General features: G+C 74.1%; 25 protein-coding genes and 1 pseudogene. 13 read left to right on the top strand and 13 right to left on the bottom strand.

Translation table 11 applies throughout. From position 1 onward, the window contains the following. Positions 1-2: 2 nt before the first annotated feature. The 4 genes and pseudogenes from JK356_RS19975 to JK356_RS19990 all read right to left on the bottom strand — a co-directional run bounded on the left by JK356_RS19975 (position 3) and on the right by JK356_RS19990 (position 3,533). On the bottom strand, positions 3-440 hold the full coding sequence (locus JK356_RS19975) for an Rrf2 family transcriptional regulator (RefSeq protein WP_201870064.1): 438 nt from the start codon (positions 438-440) through the stop codon (positions 3-5). A 43-nt stretch (positions 441-483) separates the two neighbouring features. After that, a complete protein-coding gene (locus JK356_RS19980) occupies positions 484-1,404 on the bottom strand; it encodes a hypothetical protein (RefSeq protein WP_201870065.1) in 921 nt (306 codons plus the stop codon). A gap of 299 nt (positions 1,405-1,703) precedes the next feature. Continuing rightward, positions 1,704-2,904: pseudogene (locus tag JK356_RS19985) on the bottom strand (GDSL-type esterase/lipase family protein). Then, entirely contained in the window at positions 2,901-3,533 is a 633-nt protein-coding gene (locus tag JK356_RS19990; RefSeq protein ID WP_201870066.1) for a TetR/AcrR family transcriptional regulator, read from the bottom strand. The pseudogene JK356_RS19985 and the gene JK356_RS19990 overlap by 4 nt, the downstream one beginning before the upstream one ends. A gap of 201 nt (positions 3,534-3,734) precedes the next feature. Between JK356_RS19990 and JK356_RS19995 the strand changes: the two genes are divergently transcribed. The 6 genes from JK356_RS19995 to JK356_RS20020 all read left to right on the top strand — a co-directional run bounded on the left by JK356_RS19995 (position 3,735) and on the right by JK356_RS20020 (position 7,557). Further along, on the top strand, positions 3,735-4,316 hold the full coding sequence (locus JK356_RS19995; RefSeq protein ID WP_201870067.1) for a hypothetical protein: 582 nt from the start codon (positions 3,735-3,737) through the stop codon (positions 4,314-4,316). 65 nt (positions 4,317-4,381) lie between these two features. After that, entirely contained in the window at positions 4,382-4,810 is a 429-nt protein-coding gene (locus JK356_RS20000; RefSeq protein ID WP_201870068.1) for a helix-turn-helix domain-containing protein, read from the top strand. Then, positions 4,794-5,408, top strand: a complete 615-nt coding sequence (locus JK356_RS20005; RefSeq protein WP_201870069.1) for a hypothetical protein — start codon at positions 4,794-4,796, stop codon at positions 5,406-5,408. Before JK356_RS20000 ends, JK356_RS20005 begins: the two co-directional genes overlap by 17 nt. An 86-nt stretch (positions 5,409-5,494) precedes the next feature. After that, the gene (locus tag JK356_RS20010; RefSeq protein ID WP_201870070.1) at positions 5,495-5,830 is read left to right on the top strand and encodes a DUF2516 family protein; all 336 of its coding nucleotides are present in this window, start codon (positions 5,495-5,497) and stop codon (positions 5,828-5,830) included. Positions 5,831-5,933: 103 nt separating this feature from the next. Then, on the top strand, positions 5,934-6,554 hold the full coding sequence (locus JK356_RS20015; protein ID WP_201870071.1) for a DUF47 domain-containing protein: 621 nt from the start codon (positions 5,934-5,936) through the stop codon (positions 6,552-6,554). 7 nt (positions 6,555-6,561) lie between these two features. Continuing rightward, positions 6,562-7,557, top strand: a complete 996-nt coding sequence (locus tag JK356_RS20020) for an inorganic phosphate transporter (RefSeq protein WP_201870072.1) — start codon at positions 6,562-6,564, stop codon at positions 7,555-7,557. A gap of 57 nt (positions 7,558-7,614) precedes the next feature. Here the strand turns inward: JK356_RS20020 and pstB are convergent, their stop codons facing one another. The 4 genes from pstB to pstS are packed head-to-tail and all read right to left on the bottom strand — an operon-like array spanning position 7,615 to position 11,626. Further along, complete coding sequence (gene pstB, locus JK356_RS20025) at positions 7,615-8,394, bottom strand: phosphate ABC transporter ATP-binding protein PstB (RefSeq protein WP_201870073.1); 780 nt, start codon at positions 8,392-8,394, stop codon at positions 7,615-7,617. Positions 8,395-8,418: 24 nt separating this feature from the next. After that, entirely contained in the window at positions 8,419-9,507 is a 1,089-nt protein-coding gene (gene pstA / locus JK356_RS20030) for a phosphate ABC transporter permease PstA (RefSeq protein ID WP_201870074.1), read from the bottom strand. Then, complete coding sequence (pstC, locus tag JK356_RS20035; protein WP_201870130.1) at positions 9,504-10,481, bottom strand: phosphate ABC transporter permease subunit PstC; 978 nt, start codon at positions 10,479-10,481, stop codon at positions 9,504-9,506. The genes pstA and pstC overlap by 4 nt, the downstream gene beginning before the upstream one ends. Before the next feature lie 26 nt (positions 10,482-10,507). Further along, complete coding sequence (gene pstS / locus JK356_RS20040; protein ID WP_201870075.1) at positions 10,508-11,626, bottom strand: phosphate ABC transporter substrate-binding protein PstS; 1,119 nt, start codon at positions 11,624-11,626, stop codon at positions 10,508-10,510. Between the two features lie 190 nt (positions 11,627-11,816). Here pstS and JK356_RS20045 point away from each other — a divergent pair, with 190 nt between their 5' ends. Next, positions 11,817-12,197, top strand: a complete 381-nt coding sequence (locus JK356_RS20045; protein ID WP_201870076.1) for a metal-sensitive transcriptional regulator — start codon at positions 11,817-11,819, stop codon at positions 12,195-12,197. A 13-nt stretch (positions 12,198-12,210) separates the two neighbouring features. Here JK356_RS20045 and JK356_RS20050 read toward each other — a convergent pair whose 3' ends face one another. After that, positions 12,211-13,062 carry a hypothetical protein gene (locus JK356_RS20050; RefSeq protein WP_201870077.1) on the bottom strand — a complete coding sequence of 284 codons (852 nt, stop codon included), beginning with the start codon at positions 13,060-13,062 and terminating at the stop codon, positions 12,211-12,213. 111 nt (positions 13,063-13,173) lie between these two features. Between JK356_RS20050 and JK356_RS20055 the strand changes: the two genes are divergently transcribed. Beyond that, the gene (locus JK356_RS20055; protein ID WP_201870136.1) at positions 13,174-13,374 is read left to right on the top strand and encodes a hypothetical protein; all 201 of its coding nucleotides are present in this window, start codon (positions 13,174-13,176) and stop codon (positions 13,372-13,374) included. Positions 13,375-13,399: 25 nt separating this feature from the next. Here the strand turns inward: JK356_RS20055 and JK356_RS20060 are convergent, their stop codons facing one another. Beyond that, complete coding sequence (locus JK356_RS20060) at positions 13,400-14,143, bottom strand: phosphatase PAP2 family protein (protein WP_201870078.1); 744 nt, start codon at positions 14,141-14,143, stop codon at positions 13,400-13,402. Between the two features lie 137 nt (positions 14,144-14,280). On the opposite strand from JK356_RS20060, the gene JK356_RS20065 reads away from it, so the two are divergent. Beyond that, positions 14,281-14,463, top strand: coding sequence for a hypothetical protein (locus tag JK356_RS20065; protein WP_201870079.1), 183 nt, complete (start codon positions 14,281-14,283; stop codon positions 14,461-14,463). 97 nt (positions 14,464-14,560) lie between these two features. Here the strand turns inward: JK356_RS20065 and JK356_RS20070 are convergent, their stop codons facing one another. After that, a complete protein-coding gene (locus JK356_RS20070) occupies positions 14,561-16,444 on the bottom strand; it encodes a penicillin-binding transpeptidase domain-containing protein (RefSeq protein ID WP_201870080.1) in 1,884 nt (627 codons plus the stop codon). Between the two features lie 124 nt (positions 16,445-16,568). Here JK356_RS20070 and JK356_RS20075 point away from each other — a divergent pair, with 124 nt between their 5' ends. Both JK356_RS20075 and JK356_RS20080 read left to right on the top strand, forming a co-directional pair. Beyond that, positions 16,569-17,468 (top strand): LysR family transcriptional regulator, encoded by a 900-nt coding sequence (locus tag JK356_RS20075; protein ID WP_201870081.1) that lies wholly within the window; start codon positions 16,569-16,571, stop codon positions 17,466-17,468. After that, on the top strand, positions 17,465-18,388 hold the full coding sequence (locus tag JK356_RS20080) for a serine hydrolase (protein WP_201870082.1): 924 nt from the start codon (positions 17,465-17,467) through the stop codon (positions 18,386-18,388). The genes JK356_RS20075 and JK356_RS20080 overlap by 4 nt, the downstream gene beginning before the upstream one ends. Before the next feature lie 14 nt (positions 18,389-18,402). On the opposite strand, the gene JK356_RS20085 is transcribed toward JK356_RS20080, so the two are convergent. After that, the gene (locus tag JK356_RS20085) at positions 18,403-19,305 is read right to left on the bottom strand and encodes an alpha/beta fold hydrolase (RefSeq protein ID WP_201870083.1); all 903 of its coding nucleotides are present in this window, start codon (positions 19,303-19,305) and stop codon (positions 18,403-18,405) included. A 57-nt stretch (positions 19,306-19,362) separates the two neighbouring features. Next, a complete protein-coding gene (locus tag JK356_RS20090; RefSeq protein WP_201870084.1) occupies positions 19,363-20,364 on the bottom strand; it encodes a bifunctional lytic transglycosylase/C40 family peptidase in 1,002 nt (333 codons plus the stop codon). Positions 20,365-20,500: 136 nt separating this feature from the next. Between JK356_RS20090 and JK356_RS20095 the strand changes: the two genes are divergently transcribed. Together JK356_RS20095 and JK356_RS20100 are read left to right on the top strand one after the other, a co-directional pair. Then, positions 20,501-21,721 carry a hypothetical protein gene (locus tag JK356_RS20095; RefSeq protein ID WP_201870085.1) on the top strand — a complete coding sequence of 407 codons (1,221 nt, stop codon included), beginning with the start codon at positions 20,501-20,503 and terminating at the stop codon, positions 21,719-21,721. Further along, a complete protein-coding gene (locus JK356_RS20100; protein WP_201870086.1) occupies positions 21,718-26,133 on the top strand; it encodes an ATP-binding protein in 4,416 nt (1,471 codons plus the stop codon). The genes JK356_RS20095 and JK356_RS20100 overlap by 4 nt, the downstream gene beginning before the upstream one ends. The last annotated feature ends 12 nt before the right edge of the window (positions 26,134-26,145 follow it).

The raw sequence follows: 26,145 nt of genomic DNA on the forward strand, positions 1-26,145 counted from the left end.
CGCTACCCCCTCCCCGGCAGGCCGAGCAGAACCCGCCCGGCGGGCTCGGCCACCAGGTCGCGGACGGTGACCGGGTCGAGCGCCGCGTAGAACGCCTCCTGGGCGCGGCGCAGTTCGCCGCGCAGGCGGCAGGCGGGGCGCAGCGGGCAGGGATCCGTGCCGTCGCAGTCGACGACCTCGCCGTCGCCCTCCAGCGCGCGCACGGCGTGGCCTACGGAGGCGTCGCGCCCCTGGCTCGTCAGCGCCAGCCCGCCGCCGCGCCCGCGCCGCGTCCCGACCAGGCCGAGGTGCTGCAACCGGGACACGGCCTTGGCGACGTGGGCGTAGGGGGCGTTCACCGCCTCCGCGATGCCGCGCGTGGTGCACCGCTCCCCCTCCGGCTGGGCGGCCAGGAGCATGAGCACGCGCAGCGCGAGGTCGGTGAACCGGGTCAGCCGCATGCGCGCAGGCTAACTAAATTGGCATCTGAGCCGCAATTTATGCTCAACCGCGGGGCGTCTCCCTGCCGAAGATCTCCTCCGCCGTGTCGACGACGAACGCCCGGTCGAGCCACCGGCCGAGCGTCTCCAGGTCCGTGCAGGCGGTGACGCGGTCCCGGGTCGCCGACAGGGTGGGAATGCCCCGGTTCTCCAGCACCCGCAGGACCATCATCGCCCGCTCCTTGGCCCGCCCCTCGGCCTCGCCCTTGGCCCGCCCCTCGGCCTCGCCCTCCCGCCAGGTCTGCTCGATCAGGGTGCCCCGTCCCGGGAAGTAGGTGCGCGGCATGAGCTTCCTCCAGATCTCTCTGGCCGGAGTGGCCCCCAGGCCGACCTCCAGCAGTTCCGAGTAGTACGCGACGGAATCCGGGTCGGCGGCCCCCAGGGCGAGGGCCAGTGCCTCCAGTATTTCCCCCACGTCGCGGGCCCGCCCATGCGTCAGAGCGGAGAACGTCGCCAGCGTCAGGTCCCGGGCGGCCTCCTCCCGGTCGGTGATCACCGGCACGTTCCCCGGCCCGAGGACCAGCGGATGGACCGTCAGCGCCGTCCAGCCCTCCGGCCCCAGCGGGAACGGCCCGGCCGCCCAGTCCGCCGTGGTCTTGTCCTGGCAGACCACGAGCAGCAGGGCCTGGCAGCCGTGCTTCGCCGTGAGGAAGGACAGGTAGTACGCCCAGCTCACCGCCTTGTCCGGGTCGCGCCGCCCCTGCGCCTCAATAGCGAGCAGAAAGCCCTCGCCGTCTGGCGGACGCACCCGCAGCACGCTGTCGACGCGCCGTTCGACCGGCCGGATCTCCGTGGCGTCGGGGGTGAGCACCTCCACCGCCGCCTTGCGCGGCAGCGGCACCCCGAGGATGCCGAACACCGGCGCGAGCAGCTCGGGCCGGTCCTGGAAGATCCGATGAGCCGCCTCATGAGACGAACTGACCATGATCGCGACCGTAACCGCCGGGCGCGGCCGTTCCCTCCGCTCCCGGGACGCTTCACCCTGATGAGCGAGGCGCGCAGGGTACGGCCGTGCGCCGTCCCCGGCCGGCCGGTTGCCGCAGGGCTGCGGCGGCTGGGGCCGCTGGACGGAGGAGTCTGCGCCGGACCGGTTGCGGCGCCGTGCGGCGCAACCGGTCCGGCTTTCCCCCGCGGGGCCAGGCCGGTGGCTGTCCGGCGCTGGTGTCTCCCCGTTGAGGTGAGCCTGCGGGGTCACGCTTTCTCCCCGCTGTCATGGGCGCGGCGTCAGCGCGCGCGGGCGGCGAGGAGGCCGCCGTCAGCGAAGGCCAGCGCGGCGAAGCGCGCCCCGATGCGGCGGTGGGCCTCGGCGTCGGGGTGCAGCCCGTCGGGCAGCGGCAGTTCGGCGTAGTCGTCCGCGCCGTACAGCTCACGGCCGTCGAGGTACCGCAGGTGCGGGTCGCTGGCCGCCCGCTGCGCGGTGATGCGGGCCAGTTCCTCGCGGATGACCGTCAGCGTCAGCTTCCCGGCGGCCCGTTCCGCGGGGTCGCCGGTGGCGCGGAACCGCGGCGTGCCGGCCCGCAGCGCCTCGGGGTCGAAGGCGGCCGGCCCGGGGGTGTCCTCGTGGACCGGGCAGTACAGCGGTGAGACGACCAGCAGCGGCGTGGTGGGGTGGCCCTCGCGGAGGGTGTCGAGGAAGCCGTGGACGGCCGGGCCGAAGGCGCGCAGGCGCATCAGGTCGGCGTTGACGAGGTTGATGCCGATCTTGACGCTGATCAGGTCGGCGGGGGTGTCCCGCATCGCCCGCGCGGTGAAGGGATCCAGCATGGCGCCGCCGCCGAAGCCGAGGTTGACCAGTTCCACGCCGCCGGCGGCCGCGGCGAGCGCGGGCCAGGTGGTGGCGGGACTGGCGGCGTCCGAGCCGTGGCTGAGCGAGCTGCCGTGGTGCAGCCACACCGGGCGGTCCGGGTCCGGCGCGGGCGCGACGGGCGCGTCGGTGCGCAGGGCGACGAGGGTGGTCGTCTCGGTGTGCGGCAGCCAGATCTCGACGTCCTTCTCGCGCGCCGGCAGACCGTCGAACCGGACAGTGCCCGGCGGCCCGGGCCGGTGCTCGGCGGTGCCCGCGGCCGGGTCGATGGCGAGGACGTCACCGCCGGCGACGCTGCCCTGCCCCGGCCGGGCGGCCGTCGACGAACAGGTCGTACACGCCGTCCGGGCGGGGCGCGAGGCCGGCGTAGGCCCGCTTGACCGGCACGGTCTCCAGCTCGACGGCCGTCGCCCGGGTGCGGAAGGCTAGCCGTACGCCGGAGGGCTGCGATTCCGCCATGGCCAGCTGGCCGTCGGCGCACTGGGCGCGGGCCCAGGCCGGCAGCCGGTGCGGCAGCAGGCCGCGCTCGGTGTGCTCCACCTCGAGCGCGCCGCGCAGCAGGCCGGCGGTGAGGGGGGTGGTGACCGTCAGCTCGGGGCGGTCGGCGGTGGTGCTGCTCATGGGAAGTCCTGTTCCGGGGGTGCGGGGTGCCGGGGGAGGGTGAGGGCGGCGCCGTCCGGTGGTGCGGCAGGCCAGGAGCGCAGCAGGGCGTCGAGGATGTCGAGGATCCGGGCCCAGGTCTCGTCGGAGCTGGGCTCGCTGTGGCTGAAGCCGCCGCTGAGTTCGAGGCTGATGTAGCCGTGGAAGACGCTGCCCAGCAGCCGGACGGCGTGCGTCTCGTCGGGTTCTGCCAGGTGGTAGCCGCGCAGGATGGCCCGCGTCATCCGGGCGTGCCGCACGCCCGCGCTGGTGACGGCGGTCTCGTGGTCCAGGGGGTACCGGGTGGCGGCATAGCGGCCGGGGTGCTCCCTGGCGTAGTCGCGGTAGACGTGCGCCAGGGCGGCGAGCGCGTCTTTGCCCGCCCGGCCGGCCAGCGCGTCGGCGCCCCGGTCGGCCAGCTCCGCCAGCGCGAACAGGGCGATCCGGGTCTTCAGGTCGTGGGTGCCGCGCAGGTGCGCGTACAGGCTCGCGGCCTTGACGCCGAACCGGCGGGCGAGCGCAGAGACGGTCACGTGCTCGAAGCCGGCCTCGTCGGCGAGCTCCGCGCCCGCCCGCGTCAGGCGTTCTGCGGTCAGCCCCGCGCGTGCCATGGCCACCTCCTAGAACGCTATGGCATCTTCCTAAAGACTATAGGCATGAAGCTATGCACCATAGGGTCAAACGGCGTTATCCCCTGCCCCGTAGCCCCCGTCCCGTAGCCCCTGTCCCGGCCCGGCGGGCGCGGCGATGATGGACCCGGCGGCCGCCGCCACCGGCAGTGCGGACGAGGGCGAGGGCGACGAGGGGGAACCATGACGGGCGCAGGCACCGGGCCGGGATCGCGCTCCGGCGGGAACGGGACGGGCGCCCCCCGGTTCGCGCTGCTCGGCTGCCTGGCGGCGCTGCTGGGGGTGGCCGGCGGCGCCGTGAGCCTCGTGGTGCACTTTGCGGTCACGTCGCCGCCGTCCCCGTACGTCGTGGAGTTCGCGAAGCCGGGCGCGGCCTGCGGCATCGACCCGGAGGCGGAGGACCCCGAGGACGCCGATCTCGTCCTCGATGAGGAGACCGGCGAGCTGCTGCGCTGCTCCGTCCTGCCGGTTCCCGGCTCTCCCGGCCGGACCGAGCCCCGGGGCCCGTTCGCCGCGGACGAGGTTGCCCGGGTCACCAGCCTCGCCCAGCGCCTGGCGTCCGACGCCGATGGCCTGACCGGCGCCGACCAGGCGCAGGTGGAGCGGCTGGCCGAGGAGATCGGCCGGGAGAACGGCTATGACAAGACGGAGCCGACGGCCCTGGAGACCGTCACCTGGAAGACCGGCCTGTACGGCGTGATCGGCGGCCTCGGCCTGCTGATACTCCTCGGCCTGTACGCGCGCTGGCTCGAGACCCCCGGATGACCCGGAGCATGCTGCTGCAAGCAGGGTGCTTGCGATAGTTAGCACCCTCCGGCACGCTGGAGCCCATGGCCTCACTCGGAGTCGGCGATCTCGGTGCGTTCCTGCGGGAGCAGCGGCGGCAGGCCAAGCTGTCGCTGCGGCAGCTCGCGGAGGCGGCCGGGGTGTCGAATCCGTACCTGAGCCAGATCGAGCGCGGGCTGCGCAAGCCGAGCGCCGAGATCCTCCAGCAGATCGCCAAGGGCCTGCGGATCTCGGCGGAGACGCTGTACGTGCAGGCCGGAATCCTGGACGAGCGGCACGAGCGGGCACGCGGCGAGGCGGGGGCCGGCGCCGGGTCCGCGACGGCGCCGTGCGGGGTGGCGGAGGCGGTGGCCGCCGACGAGGCACTCACCGAGCCGCAGAAGCAGGCGCTGCTCCAGGTCTACCGCTCGTTCGTGAATGAGAACCGCCAGCGCAACGATCACGGGAGGGACCGTCATGGCGATCACGGATGACATCCGGCAGGTACAGAAGGCACTGACCAGCTCCACGCCGTTCTACGTCGCCGCGGGCACGGCCGACCTGGCCGCCCAGAAGCTGCGCGAGCTGCCTGAGCTGCGCGAGCGGCTGCCGGAGTTCCGCGAGCGGCTGCCGGAGTTCCGCGAGCGCGCGCAGGCGCTGGCGCTCCAGGGGGTCGGGCTGGCGCTGGAGTACGCGGTGAAGGCCCGGGAGACCTACGACGGGCTCGCCGAGCGCGGCAAGACCGTCGTGGCGACCTGGCGCGGCGAGGAGGCCGGGACGACCGCCCCGGACCAGGAGACAAAAGTCACGGTCGAGCACGTGGTGACCGAACCGGAGCCCGCGGCGCCCGAGGCGGAGGAGACGGCCGTGCCCGCGGCCGGGCAGGCCGCCGCCGCGGCGGACGGCGGCCGGGAGCCCGGTGACGGCCCGCAGGAGCCGCAGGACAGCGCCAAGGACAGCGCCAAGGACAGTGCCGGAGACAGCGCCAAGGACAGCGCCGGGGACGGCCCGCGGGAGGCGTCCAGCAGGGCGGCCCGGAAGACGGCCGCGCGCAAGAAGGCCGCCCCGAAGAAGACGCCGCCCGCGCAGTAACGGAAAAGCGCGCCATTACGCCTGCCGGAAACGGCCGGTAGCGTGGAGGGCGACGGTCAGCGATCGGACAGGGCGGTGGTGACGGAATGCTCCTGCAGGGCTTCAACAATCTGGTAACGCTTATCTTCTTGGGCCTGGCGTGCCTGAGCCTGTTCGCGCTCGGGCACGCGGTCTTCCAGCGGGAGGACGCGTTCCGCGCGGCGGACAAGCAGACGAAGCCGTTCTGGCTGCTCATCCTCGGCCTCACGGTGGCGGTCCACCTGTTCGTGCCGATGATCCTGCTCATCCTGGCCGGCACCATCGCCACCATCGTGTACCTGGTGGACGTGCGCCCGGCGTTGCAGCAGGTCACCGGCCGGCGCCGGGGCGGCGGCTGGAGCAGCAGCGACGGGCCGTACGGCCCCTACAACGGCGGGCGCTGACGTCCGGCCGCCGCCGGGTTTCCCCCGGGGGGGTTAGCCGTGGCCGGTTTCTGCCCTTAGCATCAGCGGGGACACCCGCATGATGAACGCCAGAGGAACTCCAGTGCGCTTCCGCCTGACGCCCCAGGAGACGAGCTTCTACGACCTGTTCGCCACCGCAGCCGACAACCTCCTGACTGGCTCGAAGCTGCTCATGGAGCTCCTCGGCGCCCCGCCCGCTACGCGCGTCGAGATCGGCGAGCGCATGCGCGCGACGGAACACGCGGGTGACGACGCGACCCACGCGATCTTCCACCAGCTGAATTCCTCATTCGTCACCCCATTCGACCGCGAGGACATCTACCGCCTCGCGGCGTGTCTGGACGACGTGATGGATTTCATGGAGGAGGCCGTCGATCTCGTCGTGCTTTACGAGATCGACGAGCTTCCTCCGGGCGTTGACCAGCAGATCGAGGTGCTGGGCAGGGCCGCGGAGCTGACGGCCGAGGCCATGCCGAACCTCCGGACGATGGACAGCCTCAACGAGTACTGGATTGAGGTGAACCGCCTGGAGAACCAGGCCGACCGCATCCACCGGAAGCTGCTTGCCCACCTCTTCAACGGCGGTTACGAGGCCATCGAGGTGATGAAGCTCAAGCAGGTGGTGGACGTCCTGGAGGAGGCGGCCGACGCGTTCGAGGCGGTCGCCAACACCGTCGAGTCCATCGTGGTCAAGGAGTCCTGAGACTCCCGTGGACACGTTCGCCCTCGTCGTGGTCATCGCGACCGCCCTGTTCTTCACCTACACCAACGGCTTCCACGACTCCGCCAACGCCATCGCCACGTCCATCTCGACCCGGGCGCTCACCCCCCGCGTCGCGCTGGGCATGGCAGCGGTCATGAACATGGCCGGAGCATTCCTGGGCAGCGGCGTGGCGGAGACGATCAGCGAGGACCTGATCGCGACCCCCACCGGCGACCAGGGGATGACCATCCTCTTCGCCGCCCTGCTCGGAGCGACCGTCTGGAACCTGATCTCCTGGTACTTCGGGCTGCCGTCCTCCTCGTCCCACGCGCTGTTCGGCGGCCTGGTCGGCGCGGCGCTCGCCGGGGCGTCCACCGTGTACTGGGGCGGCGTGTTCAGCAAGATCGTGCTGCCGATGGTGATCTCGCCGCTGATCGGGCTCGTCCTCGGCTACGCCGTGATGGTCGGCATCCTGTGGCTGTTCCGCCGGGCCAACCCGCGCCGGGCGCAGCACGGCTTCCGCATAGCGCAGACGGTCTCGGCCGCCGCCATGGCCCTGGGGCACGGGCTTCAGGACGCCCAGAAGGCCATGGGCGTGGTGGTGATGGCGCTGGTGATCGCCGACGTGCAGGAGGCGGACGACGGCATCCCGGTGTGGGTGAAGGTCGTCTGCGCGCTGATGCTGTCCCTGGGTACCTACGTGGGCGGGTGGCGCATCATGCGGACCCTGGGGCGGCGCATCATCGAGCTGAACCCGCCGAGCGGCTTCGCCGCCGAGAGCACGTCGGCGACCGTGCTGTACGCGGCGTCGTACCTGTTCCACGCGCCGATCTCCACGACGCACGTGATCACGTCGGCAATCATGGGCGCGGGCGCGACGCGGCGGCTGAGCGCCGTGCGGTGGGGCGTCGCCCGGGGCATCGTCAACGGCTGGTTCATCACCATGCCGGCCGCCGCCGCGGTCGCCGCGCTCACGTTCTGGGCCGTGGACTTCGTCGTCTGACGTTCCTCTGGCGTCCTCCGACGTCGGTCTGGACCCGCCTGGGGTCCGGGTGCTCCGTCAGCCGAAGCGGCCGGAGATGTAGTCCTCGGTGGCCTTCACGCTGGGGTTGGAGAAGATCTTCTCGGTCTCGTCGATCTCGATGAGCTTCCCCGGCTGCCCCACGCCCGAGAGGTTGAAGAACGCCGTCCGGTCCGACACCCGCGCCGCCTGGCCCATGTTGTGGGTGACGATGACGATCGTGAAGCGCGACTTCATCTGCTCGATGAGATCCTCGACCGCCAGCGTCGAGATCGGGTCGAGCGCGGAGCACGGCTCGTCCATCAGCAGCACGTCCGGCTCGACGGCCGTGGCGCGGGCGATGCACAGCCGCTGCTGCTGGCCGCCGGACAGGCCGGAGCCGGGCCGGTGCAGGCGGTCCTTGACCTCGTTCCAGAGGTTGGCGCCGCGCAGGTTCTTCTCCACGATGTCGTCGAGCTCGGACTTCTTGTAGCGGACGCCGTTCAGCCGCAGCCCGGCGGCGACGTTGTCGTAGATCGACATGGTGGGGAACGGGTTCGGCCGCTGGAAGACCATGCCGACGGTCCTGCGGACCATCACCGGGTCCACGTCCGGCCCGTAGAGGTCCTCGTCGTCCAGCATCACCTTGCCCTCGACCCGGCCGCCGGGGGTGACCTCGTGCATGCGGTTGAGGGTGCGCAGGAAGGTGGACTTGCCGCAGCCGGACGGGCCGATGAACGCCGTCACCGACTTCGGCTCGATGTGCATGCTGATGTCGTCGATCGCCTTGTGGTTGCCGTAGTAGGCGGACAGCGACGAGACGTCGATGCGCTTGGCCATGGTGTTTCCAGTGCTCCTAGCAGGTCAGCGGCCCGTCTTGGGGGCCTTCCACCGGGCGATGGCGCGCGCGGCGAGATTGAGGACCATCACGAAGGCGATCAGCACCAGCGCCGCCGCCCAGGCCCGGTCGTACGCCGGCTCCGTGCCGTAGGCCCACTGCTCGTAGACGAAGAGCGGCAGCGAGGACTGCGCGCCCTCGAACGGGTTGGCGTTGATCATCTGGTTGCCGAAGACGAGCAGGATGATGGGGGCCGTCTCGCCGGCGATCCGGGCGAGCGCGAGCATGACGCCCGTCGTGATGCCGCCGATCGCCGTCGGCAGCACGACCTTGAGGATGGTGCGCCACTTCGGCACCCCCAGGGCGAGCGACGCCTCGCGCAGCTCGTTCGGCACGAGCTTGAGCATCTCCTCTGTGGAGCGGACCACGATCGGCATCATCAGGATGGCCAGCGCCAGGGCGCCGGCGAAGCCCGAGTACCCCAGGTCCAGCATCATGATCCACAGGCTGAGGATGAACAGGCCCGCGACGATGGACGGGATGCCGGTCATGACGTCCACGAAGAACGTCACGGCCTTCGCCAGCCTGCCCCGGCCGTACTCGACGAGGTAGACGGCGGTGAGCAGCCCGATGGGGATGGCGATGACGCTGGCCAGCAGCACCTGCTGGACGGTGCCGAGGATGGCGTGGTAGATGCCGCCGCCGTCCTGCCAGCTGAGGACGCCGTTCATCGAGTGCGTCAGGAAGTACCAGCTCACGCCGGGGATACCCCGCGTCACCGTCTCCCACACGAGCGAGGCGAGCGGCAGCACGGCCACCGCGAAGCTGGCCCACACCAGCAGCGACGCCAGCCGGTCGACGGCGCGGCGCCTGCCCTCGACGCGCGCGGTGAGGCCGAAGGTGGCCGCGACGAAGACGAGGGCAGCGATCAGGCCCCACTGCAAGCGGCTGCTGAGGTGCAGCAGCAGTCCCGCGGCGGTGCCGACGGCCAGCGAACCGGTCAGCAGCGCTCCCATCGACCAGCGCGGCAGCCGCGGCGGACGCAGCGTGGGGGCGGGCGGGACGGGGGCGGCGGTGGCCGCGCTGGCGGCCGGGGCCTGGGTCGGAGGCGTCATGCGGCGGCTCCTGAGTACTCACGCCGGCGCGCGATGATCAGCCGGGCGGCGCCGTTGACGAGCAGGGTGAGGACGAAGAGGACGAGGCCGGAGGCGATGAGCGCGTCGCGGCCCATGGCCCCGGCCTCCTTGAACTGGCTGGCGATGTTCTGCGCGAAGGTGCCGCCGCCGGACTCCAGCAGGCTGGCGTTGATCAGGAAGCTGGGGGACAGCACGGTGGCGACGGCCATCGTCTCGCCCAGGGCGCGGCCGAGCCCGAGCATCGACGCGCTGATCACACCGGAGCGGCCGAACGGCAGCACGGTCATGCGGATGACCTCCCAGCGGGTGGCGCCCAGCGCCAGGGCGGCCTCCTGGTGGGCGGCGGGCGCCTGGCGGAACACCTCGCGGGTCACGCTGGTGATGATCGGCAGGATCATGATCGCGAGCAGGATGCCGGCGGTCATCAGCGAGCGGGCGGGCGTGCCGTCGTAGGCGAGGATGCCGGTCCAGCCGAAGTAGTCGTCGAGCCACTCGTACAGGCCGGTCAGGCGCGGCACCAGGTACAGGGCGCCCCACAGGCCGTAGATGATGCTCGGCACGGCGGCGAGGAGGTCGACGAGGTAGCCGATGGGGGCGGCCAGGCGGCGCGGCGCGTAGTGGGAGAGGAACAGCGCGATGCCGACGGCGACGGGCACGGCCAGCACCATCGCGATGACGGAGCTGACGACCGTGCCGAAGAGGAGGACGGCGATGCCGAAGTAGGGCGGGTCGCCGTTGGCGTTCCACTCGAACGTGGTGAGGAAGTTGCCCTCGTTGCTGCTGATGGCGACGGCGGCGCGGACGGAGAGGAAGACCGCGATGGCCGCCATGATCAGCAGCAGGATGATGCCTGATCCCTTGGACAGGCCGCTGAAGACGCGGTCGCCGAGGCGGGAGGCGGGCCGTGCGGCAGGGCGTTCCGGCGCGGTGCCGGGGGTGTCGGGGCTGGCCATGGGGGTGTGGGGGGTGTCCTTCGGCGTCACGACATGTCCTCGATCCGCTCGCGGACCTGGCGGATGATGTCGCCGGAGACCGGCGCGTAGTCGATCTCGGCGAGGTCCTGCTGACCCTCGTCGCTGGCGGCGTAGCGCAGGAACGCCTTCGTCAGCCCGAGGGTGTCCGGATTATTACCTTTGTCGCAAACGATCTCGTAGGTGATGAGAACGATCGGGTACGCGCCTTCCTCGCGCGTCGTGTAGTCGAGTTCGAGTGCGAGGTCCCCGTCGGTGCCGACGACCTCGGCCTCGCCGATGGCCGCCGAGGCGTTCTCCACGGTGGCCGCGACCGGCTCGGCGGCACCGGTGTCGACGCGGACGGTGTCGATGTCGTTCTGGTGCGCGTAGGACAGCTCGAAGTAGGAGATGGCGCCCTCGTTCTGCTGCACCATGCCGACCAGGCCGGAGGAGCCGTCGGCGGCCTGGCCGCCCCTGCCGCGCCAGTTCTTGCCCGGCTCGTGGGGCCAGGCGTCGGGGGCGGCGGCGTGCAGGTAGGAGGTGAAGTTGTCGGTGGTGCCCGAGCCGTCGGAGCGGTGGAAGGGCGTGATCGGCAGGTCGGGCAGGTCGGTGTCCGGGTTGAGGGCGGCGATGGCGGGGTCGTCCCAGCGCGTGATGCGGGAGTCGAAGATCCCCGCGAGGGTCCGCGCGTCGAGGACGAGGTCGTCGACGCCGGGGAGGTTGTAGCCCACGGCAATGGGACCGGCGACCAGCGGCAGGTGAATGGCCTGGCCGCCGTCGCGGCACACGGAGCGCGACTGCGCCCTCTCGCTCTCGGTCAGCAGCGAGTCGGAGCCGCCGTAGGCCGTGGTGCCCTGGAGGAACTCCTGGATGCCCGCGCCGGAGCCGGTGGCCTTGTAGTTGATCTGACTGCCGTCACAGTTGGCCTGGTAAGTGTTCACCCAGACCTCCATCGCGTTGGCCTGGGCGCTCGAACCGGAGGCCAGCAAGGTGCCGCCGGGGCCGCACCGCAGCGTCTCCGCCGAGAAGTCCACGGCGCCGGGAAGACCGGAGTTGTCGTCACTGCCGCAGGCGGTGAGGGTAGCGGCGAGCGAGGCCGTGCAAGCCAGGGCCCCGGAGACCAGGACCGCGCGCCGGAGCTTCACAGTCGTCGAGTTCCTTCCCGTCAGGCCGCCATGCCGACCCGAAGCTAGGTTGATCAGGTGAAGTGAAGAGAGGTCGAAAGTGAATAGAAAATGAACCGAGCGGGGCCGGAAGGTGCCGCTGCACAGCGCGGCCGGACGTCACTTCGGTACGCTATACCCAGCAGGGGTATATGATCCCGGGAGGACCGATATGACCGCTTCCCAGACCTCCGTGACGTCCGGGAGCTCCGGCGAGGCCGCCCCGGCAGCCGCGGCAGCCGGGTCGCACGAGCACCCCGGTGCCGCGGGCCCGCACGGGTACAGCAAGGACAAGGACGCGCACCTCAAGCGCCTGCGCCGCATCGAGGGCCAGATCAGAGGGCTCCAGCGCATGGTCGAGGAGGACGTGTACTGCATCGACATACTCACCCAGGTCTCCGCCTCCACCAAGGCGCTCCAGTCCTTCGCCCTCCAGCTTCTCGAGGAGCACCTGCGTCACTGCGTCGCCCACGCCGCGCGGGAGGGCGGCCCGGAGATCGACGCCAAGGTAGAGGAGGCGACCGCCGCGATCGCCCGCATGCTGCGGACCTGACCCGGGCGTACGGTCAGGCCACCCTGCCCGCGTACACCTCGTCATCCCCCGGGAGCTCGACGTCGACCGGCCGGCCGAACGCGTACAGGTCCACGGTCGAGGCCACCTGGACCAGCGCCTCGTCACCGCCCGAGAGCTGTCCCGCGAAGCCGAAGTGATGGCTGACCCGGCGCAGCAGCCCGTCCTCGTCCACGTACGCGTCGAACTCGACCTCCGGGTCCGGGAAGCGGTCGCCCGCCACCGCCGCGCGCAGCTGCTCGGCCACCGCGCCGGAGGCCGCCCGGGCCGCGGCCCCGAGGTCCGTGACGCCACGGAAGTGCGTCACGGGCTTGCCGTTCATCTCCTCCCGGTTCACCTCGCTGGCGCTGGTCACCCCGCGCAGCAGCTCCGCCGCCAGCAGCGGGTCGGTGGCGCCGCCGGTCACGAGGTTGCCGTCGGCGACCGTCGTCACGTCGATGCGGACCCACTTGTCGGGGGGCACGCCCGCCCCCCGGTTCTTCATGTACAGCTCACCCGGCGCGAAGACCTCGGTGACCGGCAGGCCGGTGTCCTCCTCCTGGCGCACGGGCAGCGTCAGCATCAGCTCACCCATGCCGGTCACGTAGTCGAAGCCGCCCTCACCGGTGACGGTGATGCGCGTGCCGCCGGAGTCCATCTCCATGGCCGTGCGGACGGCCGAGCTGCCCGCGACGGCGAGCGCGTCCGGCGCCCGCCGCAGCACCTCGACAGGTGTCTGCTGCCGGCCTTCGGCGGCGGCGTCGGTGCGGGAACAGCCGCAGAGCAGGGCCAGCACGGCGAGCAGTCCCGCGCAGCCCGCCGAGACCGTGACGCGTGTGCGCGTGCCGCGCCGCCGCCCGCTCGCCATGCCTGCCGGTACCCCCGTGCTGTGAAGAACCCGTCGGACCCGTAGCGCCTAACGAGACCTGTAAGGGGCCGTCACGGGCCGCTGCTCCGCATGGCCCGATACGGTGGTGGGGTGCACGAGCGCACGGAGAACGAGGGTTCCGGGGCGGCGGGCGCACAGCCGCCGTCGCCGCCGTCACACCAGATCACCCTGCGTGAGCGCGGGCCGTTCCTGGCTCCCGCGTGCAGCTGCGGCTGGTACGGCCCGGCGCGGCGGTCCCGGCCGCTGGCGCGGTCGGAGGCCGCCGCTCACCTTCAGTCGCTGGCCGGCTGAAGCCGGGCGCCGCGGCGCGGCTCCGTCACACGGCGACGTCGCGGGCCAGCGGCGCCGGCCGGTCCTGCTGGCCGGAGGCGCCCTCCCGGCCCGCCTGGCTGCCCGGGTGGTCCGCCCGCTTCTCCTCGGCGTCCCCCGCCTCCCCGGCCGCTTCGGCGCTGGCCGGGACGAGCCAGCCCAGCCAGCGCGTCCCCGCCGCCCGGCGCACCAGCGGCGTGAGCGTGGCCATCGCCAGCGGCGCCAGCAGCAGCGCCACGGCGGCGCCGAGCGCGTACCCGCCGATGACGTCCGACGGGTAGTGGACACCGATCAGCAGCCTGCCGAACCCGGTCAGCAGCGCGGCCGCGCAGGCCAGCGCGCCCAGCCAGCGGTGCACCAGGAACAGGGCGACGGCGATGGCCATGGCGCAGCTGGCGTGGTCGCTGACGAACGAGTAGCCGTCCTTGTCGAGGAGCACCGTCAGGTCCAGCTCCGGCCGCCCGATCGCCGGGCGCGGCCGGGCCACGAAGTCACGGATCGGCGCGTTCACCAGGTACGCCAGCGCCGCGGCGGGCAGCGCCCAGAGCACCTGGGCCACGGCCGTCACGTTCCCGGGGCGCCGCCGGACGACGAGCCAGGCGACCGCCACCAGCGCGATCAGCGACAAGGGGAGCAGGTACTCCCCGGTGAATGCCACGACGTCACGCGCCCACCCGGGCATCCGGGCAGCCAGCCCGTTGACATCGCGGAGGATCTCCACGTCCATATCGCGGTCGTCAATCCCAACCATGACCGTTGCGGCCCCTTCGGTGTGTGGGGGGGAAGCCCGCCGGGGCTGGCGGGCTCAAGGAGCCCCTGTTCCGGTACAGGTAACGCCATGTCCGTCTCCAGGAGTGCCCCGGGGCGACCGGCGATGACCACAGCGTTATGGAACAGCAACTGACCCCTCACTCGTCCTGCGCCTGCCAGCGGCACATGCGGGTACTCTCGCAGCGGCCATCGCACGACAACGCAAGGACCAGTGACGTGAAGTTCGCCATCGCCCTCGGGATCATCGTGATCGTAACCCTGCTCTCCATGTACATCCGCCACAAGATCGTCAACCGCTGAGGGCACGCGGCCGGACCGGTCACGGTCCGTCAGCGGACGGCGCGCGGCCGGGACGCGCCCGCGCGCCGTCCGCCGCCGTGCCCCGCCTGCCGCCGCGTCACAGGCGGGACAGGAAGTCGGCGGCGACCGGGCCCGCGTCGCTGCCGCCGGAGCCGCCGTCCTCCAGCACCACGGCGAAGGCCAGGTCGCCCTCGCCGAGGAATCCGATCATCCAGGCGTGGGTGGACAGTTCGCCCTCGCCGTTCTCGAACTCGGCGGTGCCGGTCTTACCGTGCGGCTGACCGGGGAGGCCCGCCAGGGCGGAGGCCGAACCGTCCGTCACGGTTTCCCGCATCATCGACCGCAGGCCCTCGATGGTCTCCGGGCTGAGGCTGGACGCGGCCTGGTGCGGCTCGTCGACGGCGCCGGGCACCAGCAAGGGCTGGTGGAACGTGCCGTCGGCGACCGTCGCGGCGACCGAGGCCATCACCAGCGGGCTGGTCTGGATCCGGCCCTGGCCGATCAGGGAGGCCGCCAGCTCGTTGTCGCTCTCCGCCACGGGCACGCTGCCGTCGAACGTGGCGGCGCCGACGGTCCACTCGGCGCCGATGCCGAACGCCTCGGCGGTGCGGCTGAGGCTGTCGGCCTCGAACCGGTCGAGGTTGCCGATGAGCGCGGTGTTGCAGGACGCGGCTATCGCCTCCCGCAGCGTGGTGTCCGGGCCGAGCTCGAACTCGTCCTGGTTCTCGAAGGACTGGCCGCCGACAGTGACGGTCCGGGGGCAGCCGAGCACCTCGTCGGGCGTCGCGCCGCTCTCCAGCAGGGCCGCCGCGGTGACCACCTTGAACGTCGAGCCGGGCGCCAGCTGCCCCAGCAGGGACCGGTTGAAGCCGTCCGCGGGCCAGTCCGCGGCGGCCAGCACGTTGCCGGTGGACGGCTCGATGGCGGCGATCGCCCCCTCGCGTCCCGCCTCCGCCAGCGCCGCTTCGGCGGCCCGCTGCACCTCGGGATCGATCGTGGTCTCCACCGGGGTGCCCGGCTCGCCGCCCTCCCGCTCGTGCAGCGTCTCCACCGCGTCGCCCGACTCGCGGTCGGCGATCACCACGGCCGCGGTGGCGGTGCCCGCCAGCTGCTCCTCGTAGCGCTCCTGGAGCCCGGAGACGCCCTCGCCGGTGTCCGGGTCGACGGTGCCCGTGACCGGCCGCGCGGCGTGCGGCAGGGTGCGGGTGCCCTGCGCCGACTGGATTCCCGGCACGGCGGTCAGCTCGGCCTCGTGCTCCCGGTAGTCCTCCTCCCGCAGCGTCACCACGGCCACGGCCTGGTCCGGCGCGGCCTGCTCCACCCGCTCGGCGAGCGCCTCGGTGTCGATGCCGGCGTCCAGTCCGTCCAGCGCCTCCCAGGCCGCCTCCGGATCGGTCAGCCGCTCGGGCCAGATGCTGATGTCGTATACGGTCGCGGGGCCCGCCAGCTCGCTGCCGTCGGCGGCGAGGATGGGGGCGCGCTCCGGCGCGTCGACGGTGAGCACCAGCGTCTGGCCCTCGGCGAGCTGGGGGTGGACCAGCGCCGACTCCCAGGCGACGCGCCAGCCGTCACCGCCGGGCACCATCAGGGCCGTCGAGTCGTACGACCACTCCCCTATGCCCTGGAGGGTGAACGTGGCGGTGAACGGCACGGCCAGGGCGTCCTCCGGCGCCTCCTCGCCGGGCTCCTCGGCCCGGCCGGCGGGGGCGAACTCGACGCTCTCGGGGTGCATGTTGGTGGTCACGGACTCCAGCAGCGACTGCGCCGCCTCCGGGTCGTCGGTCAGCGAGGCGGCGCGCTCCAGCTCCCCCGCCGCCCAGGCGTCGAGGAACCGGCGGGCCTCGCCCGCCGCCTCCTCGGCCCGGCCGTCGCCGTCGTCCCGGCGCACGGCCCACACCACGGCCGCCGCCACGACGATGACGACGAGCGCGAGGAGCCCGGCGATGCGGGCGTTGTTCCGTCTCCCTGCGGGACGTGTCATCGGTTCCTCCGATCCGCTGCGCTTCCCGGTCACCACACCCTTGCCGGGCCCAGCCTTCCGGCCCCGGGCAGCCGCCGCCAAGACACCCCCGTGCACACTCATGCACTTTTGGCATAGTGAGCCCATGGATCTGGTGGCGGCCTGCCGGGCATTCGTGCACGTCAGCGAGCGCGGCAGCTTCACAGTCGGCGCGGCGGCGGCGCGGGTGGCGCAGCCCGTCGCCAGCCGCCGCATCGCCGCGCTGGAACGGCACCTGGGCGACCGGCTGCTGGACCGCTCCTCGCGTGCGGCGACGCTGACGCCGTTCGGCCGCGACCTGCTGCCGCTGGCCAGGGAGCTGGTGCGGGCCGCCGACCGGCTGGAGCACGAGGCCCAGGCCGCGCTGGACCGGCCGCTGCGGCTTGCCGTCCCCGCCACCTGCCCGGCGGATGCCCTGGCCCGCCTCATCGCCGGGGCCCAGCGCCACGGCGTCGTGCTCGACCCGCGCCCGGCCGGCCCGGAGGAGCGCGCCCGCCTGGTGCGGACCGGGCAGGTGCGGGCGGCGCTGCTGGCCGTGCCGCCGTCCGACGCGGCATGGCGCGTGCCGCTGGGCCTGGCGGTCGCGGCCGACCCCGGCGGCGGGCCCCTCTACCTGGACACCCTGCGCCCCAGCCGCGCCGACCGCGACCGGCCGCCCCGGCGGGTATGGCTGCAACAGGAGGACGACGTGCCGCACGTCCGCGACCCGCTGACGCGGCTGCGGGACGCGGTCGGGCTGCGCCCGGCGCAGCTCGCCGTCGCCGGCACCGTGGCCGCCGCGGCGGCGGCCGTGCTCAGCCACGACGACGTGCTGCTGTGCTCGCCCGCGCAGGCCGCCGGACTGCGGCTGCACTGGCGGCCGGTGGGCGAGCTGGAGGCCGGCCTGGCGCGGGGCTACGACCTGGTCGTGGCCGACGAGGCGGACGCCGAGGCCACGCGCGTGGGGCGGGAGTGCGAGCGGTGGCTCGCCCGCTGCCTGGGCGCCGGAACGGAGGCCGCGGCGTGAACGCCGACCGGCTGGTCGCCGGGCTGCGCCGGGAGCTGCGCGACGGCGGGCTCCATGGCTCCTTCCTGGTGCGGGACCTGGAGACCGGTGACGAGATCGGCATCGACCCGGATCTCGAACTGCCCGTAGCCTCGCTGGTGAAGATCCCGCTGGCGCTGGTGACGCTGGACCGCATCCGGCGGGGCGAGATCGACGGCGCCGCCGGGATAGAGGTGGAGCCGGGGCAGGTGACGACGCCGGGGCCGACGGGCCTGGGGCGGTTCCGTCACCCGGCGCGCATCGCCGTCGAGGACCTGGTGTACCTGAGCGTGTGCGTCAGCGACAGCGTGGCGGCCGACGCGCTGTTCCGCCTCACCCCGCCGCGCCAGGTCGCGGCCGAGCTGCGGCAGGCCGGACTGCGCGGGCTGACGGTGCGCCACACCATGGCGGAACTGATGGATACCCCGGCGGAGAGGCTGGGCGGCGACGGCACGCATCTCGCCCAGGCCCTCGCCATCGACGCGGCCACCGCCGGGCACGGCCACCGGATTCCGCAGCTCGACGTCTCGCGCGCCAACACCGGCACCGCGCGCGCGTTCGCCGGCCTGCTGCAAGCGATCTGGGCGCCCGCCCGCGGCCTGCCGTCGCCCGTCCACGCGGACGTGGCGGCGCGGCTGCGCTCGCTGATGGCGGCGAACCTGCTGCGCCACCGCCTGGCCCCGGACTTCGCCTCCGACTCTTCGCTGTGGTGGTCCAAGACCGGCACCCTGCTGAACCTGCGGCACGAGGCCGGGGTCGTCGAGCACGCCGACGGGCGCGCCTACGCCGTCGCCGTGCTGACCGAGTCGCGGGTGGCGGCCAGCAGCCAGCCGGGCGCCGAGGCCCTCATGGGCCAGGTCGCCCGGCGGCTGCGCGACCACCTCCGGGCGGCGACGGCATAACGGCAACGGTCCGCTCAGGCGCCGTCGAGGACCTCGCGGAGCCGGCGGGCGAACGCCTCGGGCTGGCCGGGGAAGCCGGACTCCGGGCCGAGGAAGCCGCCGTGGTGGCTGGGGAACACCGCCGCCCGCTGGCCCAGCAGCCGGGCCGTGGCCTCGGCGGCGCGCCCGGTCAGGACGCTGCCGGTCTCCTCGCCCACGGCGATGACGATCCGTGTCGGCGCGGCGGTCAGCGCCGCCGCGTCCGGCCGGTAGGCGGTGACCTTCGCGGAGGCGGCCAGCAGCGGGTCGTCGCGGCTGCCGTCGTCCTCGGCGGGCAGGCCGAACGCCGCCGGGTCCGGCGCGGGCTGGTCGAAGTACGCGCTGGTGAACTCGCCCTGCCAGGAGGACATGGCCAAGAACGCGGCCATGCCGTGGCCGAAGCCCTTGGCCTGGTAGGTCTCCCGCACGGCGGCCTCGGCGCGCGCGGCGGCCCCGGCATCGGGGAGCAGCGGCAGCAGCGGCGGCTCGTGCGCCACGAGCACGGACACGTCGCCAGGGTGCGCCGCCACCAGGGCGAGCGCGGTCACGGCGCCGCCGCTGCTGGCGAACATCTCGACCGGCCCGGCGCCGAGCGCCTCGATCAGCGCGTGCACGTCACCGGCCTGGGTCACCGGGTCGTGGTCGGTGCGGCCGTCCCGGCGCGTGCTGCGGCCGAGCCCCCGCGGGTCGTAAGTGACGACGGTCCGCTCGGGGAACAGCCCGGCCAGGGTGCGGAATCCGCTGGCGTCCATGGGCTGCCCGATCATCAGCAGCGGCGGGCGGCCGCCGGCGGCGGGCAGCGGGCCCTGCACGTCGTACACCAGGTCGGCGCCGGCGGTGCGGAGCGTGTGCGTGGTCGTGTTCGCATCCGCGGTCGGGTGCGTATTCGGGTTCGCCATACCCGGGTAGACCCGCGCCGCGCGCGGAACTCATCGGTGCGGGCCGTTTGGTGCCGCTCAGCCCGTGGGGCGGGTGGCGCCGTAGTAGTCGGCGGAGTCGATGGGGTCGAAGCGGACGACGGCGCCGGTGTAGGGCGCGTCGATCATGTAGCCGCCGCCGACGTAGATGCCGACGTGGTAGATGCTGCGCGGGTCGGTCAGGTCGTGCGCGAAGAACACCAGGTCGCCGGGGAGGAGTTCGTCGCGGCCGGGGTGGGGCCCGGCGTTCCACTGGTCATTGGCGACGCGCGGCAGGTCGATGCCGACCGAGGCGTACGCGGCCTGCGTCAGCCCGGAGCAGTCGAACTCGCCGTTGTCCTCGGGCCCGCCCTCGCCGCCCCAGCGGTAGGGGGTGCCCAGCTGGTCCTGCGCGAAGTTGACGGCGCCCGCCGCCGCCCGCGAGGGGTCCAGGCGCGCCTCCTGGCCGTCCTCGTCCGTCTCCAGGGCGGCGAAGCTGGCCTCGGCCTCGCGGATGACGCGCACGTAGTTCTGCGTCTCCGCGTAGGGCGGGACGCCGCCGTACCGGATCACGGCGTAGGCACCGGCGTTGTAGGCGGCCAGCATGTTGTCCACCGGGTCGCCGGGGACGTCCTCGACGTACCGGGCCAGGGTGCAGTCGTACCGCGCGGCGGACGGGATGGCGTCCTCCGGGTCCCAGACGTTGGCCTGGCCGTCGCCGTTGGCGTCGAAGCCGTGCACCGCCCACGTGCTGGGGATGAACTGGGCGATGCCCTGGGCGGCGGCGTGGCTCTGCACGTTCGGCTGGAAGCCGCTCTCCTGGTTCAGCTGGGCGGCCAGCAGCGCCGGGGAGAGCGTCGGGCAGTAGTTGCCCCACTCCTCGATGAGCGCGGCGTACTCGGCGGGCACCGTGTTGCGGGCGAGGCGGCCGTCGCCGGTGGTGCCGGGGGCGCCGCTGCCGAACAGCCCGGCCGCCGCGCTGTACACGCCGACGACGAGCAGTGCCACGAAGCACAGCATCGCCCCGAAGCCAGCGCACACCACGAGCAGGATCCGCCGCATGACACTACTGTGCCGCACGTGCCGTTGGCTGACGTACCGTCAGCGAGCTGTCCGCGCAGGTGTCTCGCGGTCGGTGCTGACGGCAAGTATGTTGGGACGCTGTTGTCGACGCCCACTCAGGCCCCGGGGGGAAGCCATGGCCGCCCTGGTGTTCGTGCACGGCACGGGAGTGCGCAGGCCCGCGTACGACCGGACGCTCGCGCTGCTGCGCGAGGGCGTCGGCGCGCTGCTGCCCGGGGCCCGCGTCCACGACTGCTACTGGGGCGACGCCCACGGCGCGCCGGCCGGGGCCGCCACGGCGGCCGTCCCGCCCGTGCGGCGCCCCCGCGCCCGGACCGCCGAACCGCCGCCCGCGGCCCGGCCGGAGGCCCCGGAGGACCCGGAAGACGAAGCCCCGCTGCTGTGGAACGTGCTGTACACAGACCCGCTGGCCCCGCTGCGGCTGCTGGGTGAACTCGCCGACGATGACGGCCGGTTAGTGCTGGGCGACCGCTCCGGCGCGGAGGTCGCCCGCCGCGCCAGGGCCGTGCTGGCCGGGCCGCCGCCCGAACTGGCCGCGCTGCTGGCGGCGGACGGGCGCGAGGAGGCGTTCACCGCCGCGCTCTCCGCCGTGCTCGGCTCCCCCGCGTGCAAGGCCGCGCTCGACGGCCCGGCGTCCGGCGCCGACACCGCGCGGGCGCTGGCCGTCGCGGCCGTCGCGCGGCTGCTGTCCGACGCCGAGGCCGCGGGCGACCCCGTGCTGTGGGACGTCGGGCAGCGCGACGAGGCGGTGCGGCTGCTGACGCAGGCGCTGGGGGCACAGGACCGGGGCCTGGCCGGCGCGGGCCTGCTGCTGGCCGACAAGCTGGGCCTGGTGCGGGTGCTGGAGAAGCGGCGCGCCGGCTGGCTGGACGGGGCGGCGCCGCAGCTCGGGGACGTGCTGCGGTACCTGGTGCGCGGGCAGGGGCTGCGGGAGTTCATCGCCGAGCGGGTGGCCACCGTGGCCGCCGAGGAGGGCCCGGTGGTGCTGCTCGCGCACAGCCTCGGCGGCATCGCGGCGGTCGACCTGCTGGCGAGCCGCCCGCTGCCGGGCGTGGCCCGGCTGGTGACGATGGGCTCGCAGGCGCCGCAGCTCTACGCCGTGGACGCCCTGCCGAGCCTGGCCGCGGGCGAGCCGCTGCCGCTGTACTTCCCGCCCTGGACCAACCTGTACGACCGGCGCGACCCGCTGGCGTTCCTCGCCGGACCGGTCTTCCCCGGCCGCGCCGACGACGTGGACGTGACCTCGGGCAAACCGCTGCTGGCCGCGCACAGCGGCTACTTCACGCACCCGCCGGTGCACGCCCTGCTCGCCGACCTGCTGCGAGGGCGCGGGTGACGGCGGACGGCACGGCGGCGGACGCGACAGGTGAGGCGGCGGACCGGGCCGACCCGGAGCGCACGCACGCGGTGCTCGTCGGCGTCGACACCTACGGCGACGCCGCGCTGGCGCCGCTCGACGGCCCCGCCCTGGACGCCTGCCGCTACGCCGCCTGGCTGCGGGAACGCGGCGTGCCCGCCGACCGCATCCGGCTGCTGGTCTCCCCCGGCCCCGCCTCCCGTGACGAGGTGGCGGCGGCCGCCGCCCGGCTGGGCCTGACGCCGCGCGAGGCCACCGAGCACGAGGTGTGGCGGGTGCTCACCGAGGAACTCCCCGCCGCCCGGGGCGACCTGCTGTGGTTCGCCTGGAGCGGGCACGGCCTGCTGGACCACGAGGGCCACCAGCGGCTGTTTTACGCCGACTCCGGCGGCGGCGCCCCCGCCAACCTCGACGCCGCCGACCTGGAGGCCGCGTTCGCCGAGGACGCCCGGTACGCGGGCCTGGCCCGGAAGATCTGCGTCATCGACGCCTGCCGCACCCGTTTCGGCGGCGCCGCCGCGCTGCCGGTGCGCCGGCTCGGCCGCGTCCTGGCCAGGGCGGCGGCCCCCGGCCTGGTGGAGTGCGTCTGCGCCACCCAGGACGGCGCCGCCGCGGCCAACCTCGGCGAGAGCCGCGCGGGCCTGTTCACCTCCGTCTTCCTGCCCGAGCTGGGCGCCGAGCCGGCCTGGCCGCCGCCGCTGCGCGCAGCGTTCGCACGCGCCCGGGCCGCGATGGCCCGCAGCGGCGACGGCCAGCTGCCGCACCTGCGGACCCGGTGGCGCGACGGCGACGTCCACGTCCACGCGCCCGCGCCGCCGCCACCGCCGTACCTGCGCACGCACGCCGAGACGCTGCGGCGCCTGCGGAGCGAGGAGCGGTACCTCACCGACGACCGGCTGCCGTTCGTCAGCCCCCGCCCCGGCCACGAGGCGGCGCCGGACCGGCTGCTGAGCCAGCTGGCCCGCGGCACCGGCGCCGGCAGCGGGCGCGGCGTGCTGGTGATCGGCGTGGCCGGCGCGGGCAAGACCCGCACCTGCTTCGAGGTCGCCTCGCGGGCCGACCGCGCCGGCTGGCTCGTGCTGCACCTCGTCCCCGGCTCGGGCGTCTCGGCGCGGGACCTCGTCACGGCGGCGCTGGCGCAGGCGGACCGGCAGCCCTCCCGCGACGGTGCCAGCCGCGGTGCCCGCCGCGTCCTGCTGGTGCTCGACTACCTGGACAGCTACACCGGCCTGCACCTGCGGGACCTCGACGAGCAGCTCCAGGCGCACGACCCCGGCTGCCGGATCGCGCTGCTGGCCTCGGCGCGGCCGGGCGCCCGGGCCCGGTTCGACGAGAACGCGCTGGGCCACCTGTTCCGGGTGGCCGACCTCGGCAGGGACGATCCGGCCCACCGGGAGCAGGACCGCGAGCACCGCGCCGACATCGCCCGGCGCATCTTCGAGACCGTCGCCCCCGGCGCCCGCAAGGCGTGGGGCGATCCGCGGCTGATCGAGGTGTGCAGCGAACGCCCGGTCTTCGCGCTGCTGCTGGCCCGCGTGCTGGAGCAGCAGGTGGAGGCGGGCCGGCGCACGCCGGACCTGTCGGAGCTGCGGCCCGGCGAGCTGATGCGGTGGCTGCGGCGGCGGCTGGCCGCCGACTTCGGGCTGCCGACCAGCGCCGACCTCGGCGCGGGCCCGTCGCGGCCCCACACCTGGCTGCTGGCCTCCGTGACGGCGATGCTCGCCTGCGAGCAGGACCGCCAGGCGGTCGGCGAGGCCGTGAGCCGGGCGCTGGCGGCGCGCGGCGACCGGGAGTTCGCCCACGACGGGCCGGGCGTGGTGACGCACCTGTGCCGGCTCGGCTGGCTGGTGACGTCCGGCGACAGCGTCGACACGGTCCACGACATCGTCGTGGACGACCTGCTGGGCACCGCCCTGGTCCCGGACCAGACGACCGTGCGGGGCGGCACACTGACCGAGCTGCTCGACGCGGCGGCGGGGAGCGCCACCTCCCTGGCCCGGGCGGTGCGGCACCTGACGCGCTGGTCCGCCGACCAGTCCGAGGAGTGGCAGCGGGAGACCGCCGAGTCCTGCGCCCGCTGGCTGCGGGCCAACGCCGCGCACGTCGCCGGGCTGCTGCGCGGCGAGCTGGACCAGGTCTCGCCGCTGGTCTCCCGGCTGCTGGCGAACCAGCCGTGGCAGGCGGGCACGCTTGAGCTGTGGGACGAGCTGGTCGAGCCGTGGCTGGAGCGCGTCCGCCGGGAACGCCCGGACGAGCTGCCGGGCGAGCTGTCCACGACCGTCCGCGCGGCCACGGGCCCGCTGCCCGCGCGGCTGCTCGCCAGCGCGCTGGACTGCCTGCGCGGCCTGCCCGAGGACCACACCGCCGCCGGCGACCTGCTGCTGTCTCTGCTGCGCGCCGACGGCATCGGCGGCGAGGACGGCGAGGACGCTGGAACCGCCGCCTGGCTCGCCGACCGGGCGCTGGCGTGGCTCGCGCGCCGCCGGAGCGACAACCGCGCCGTCTACCTCTCCGGCGCCCTGCTGATGCGCGGCGACCTGCCGCCCAAGGCCGCGCGGCAGGCGGTGAAACAGGCGGCGGACTGGGTGGGCGACCACACCGGCCGGGCGGCGCTCTCCGTCGAGATCGAGGCCCTGCTCACCCGCGACGACCTGGGCGAGCGCGCCGACGGCGTCATCGGGGACGCCCTGACCTGGGTCGGCCGCCACATCCCCAGCCTCGACGCCAGCTTCGTGCTGCGGCGGCTGCTGCGCCGCCCCGGCCTGGCCGCACCGCAGCGCGACCGCGCCATCGGCCTGGCCCTGGCCTGGCTGCACCAGCACAAGACCTGCCCGGAGGCCTCGTTCGTGCTGCGTCCCCTGCTGGTCCAGCCCCGGCTGTCGCAGCGGGAGGAGGCGCGGGCGGTCAGTTACGCCCGCGACTGGCTGAATGAGCGCTCCAGCGCCCCCACCCGCGACTTCGTGCTCAGCGCGCTGCTGCTGCGCCCGAACGTGCCGCTGACGGCGATCGAGCCGTTCGCCACCGAGGCGTGGCAGGAGCTGAAGAAGGAGCCGCTGGCCGAGCGCGACCAGTACCTGATGCGGGCGCTGCTGACCCGCACCGACCTGCCGCGGGACCTGATCAACGAGATCATCGACCGCGCGCTGGACTGGCAGCGGCTGTTCGGCCCGGAGCCGGACGCCACCCTGCTGACGGTCGTGCTCCAGGCCGCGCGGACCGAGGCGCACCGCTCGGACGCCGTGGACCTGGCGTGCCAGTGGCTGGACGCGCACCCCGGCGATGAGAACGCCACCCACCTGCTGGACCCGGTCTTGCAGCGGTCGCCCGGCCACGAGGAGGGCGTGCGCCGCTCCCTCGCGTGGCTCCAGGGCCGCGCCACCCACCCCCGGGCGAGCTACCTGCTGCGGTGGCTCCTGCGCGACCTGCCGCTGCTGGGGGACCGGGCGGGAGAGGTCGTCAACGGCAGCGTGCTGTGGCTGGCGAAGCACGCCGACGAGGACAGCGCCCGGTTCGTGCTCCAGCCGCTGCTCGCCCACCAGAACCTGGGCCAGCCGCTCACCGCCATGCTGCTCGACGGCGCGGCCGCCTGGACGCAGCGGCACGCGCCGGAACCGGGCGCGGTCCACGTGATGATGGCGCTGCTGGCGCGCGACGACCTCGGGCTGGATCAGCGGGAGGCCGTGACCCGCGACGCGCTGGTCTGGTTCGAGGCGAACCCGCGGCACCCGATGACGCGGAAACTGCTGCACGCGGTGTGCCGCAAGCCCGGCCCGGGGGCCGTGCACGCCCCGGCGCTCACCGCGCTGGTGCTGGGCGACGGCGAGACGGCGGGCATCCGCGTCAGCCCGGCGCAGGTGGCACGGGGCGTGCTGATCGGCCTGCTCCACGGCCTGCCGCCGGACGCCGAGCGGCGCGGCGACCTGCTCGACCACGTCATGGACCAGCTGCCGGTCCTGGGCGGCGGGACACAGGGGGGCGTGCTGCTGCGGCATCTCCTCGCCCAGCCCGACCTCACCGGGGCCCGGGCCAAGCGCGCCACCGGGCTGGCACGTGACTGGCTGGCTGGCCGGTGGGACACGTCGGCGATCGCCCTGGTCCTGGCGACGCTGCTGCGCAATCCGGCGCTGGCGCCCTGGCGGGGGGACCTGGTGCAGCGGACGGTGGCGTGGCTGGCGGACCGCGCCCAGCAGCCGTCAGCGGGCTGGGTGCTGGCCGTGCTGCTGCGCACGCCGGAGCTGACCGGGACGGAAGCCGCCGCCGCCCGCCGTCACGCGCAAGCCTGGCTCACCGCCAACGGCCCCGGGCACCACGCCTTCCCGGAGGTGTCGGCGGCGCTGGCGGGGGCGCCGCCAGCGGACCCGCCAGGTGGCGGCGCCGACGGCCGCGCGTGAGGTGGCCGGGCC

This window comes from Streptomyces sp. 7-21 (assembly GCF_016741785.1).
GTDB lineage: Bacteria > Actinomycetota > Actinomycetes > Streptomycetales > Streptomycetaceae > Streptomyces.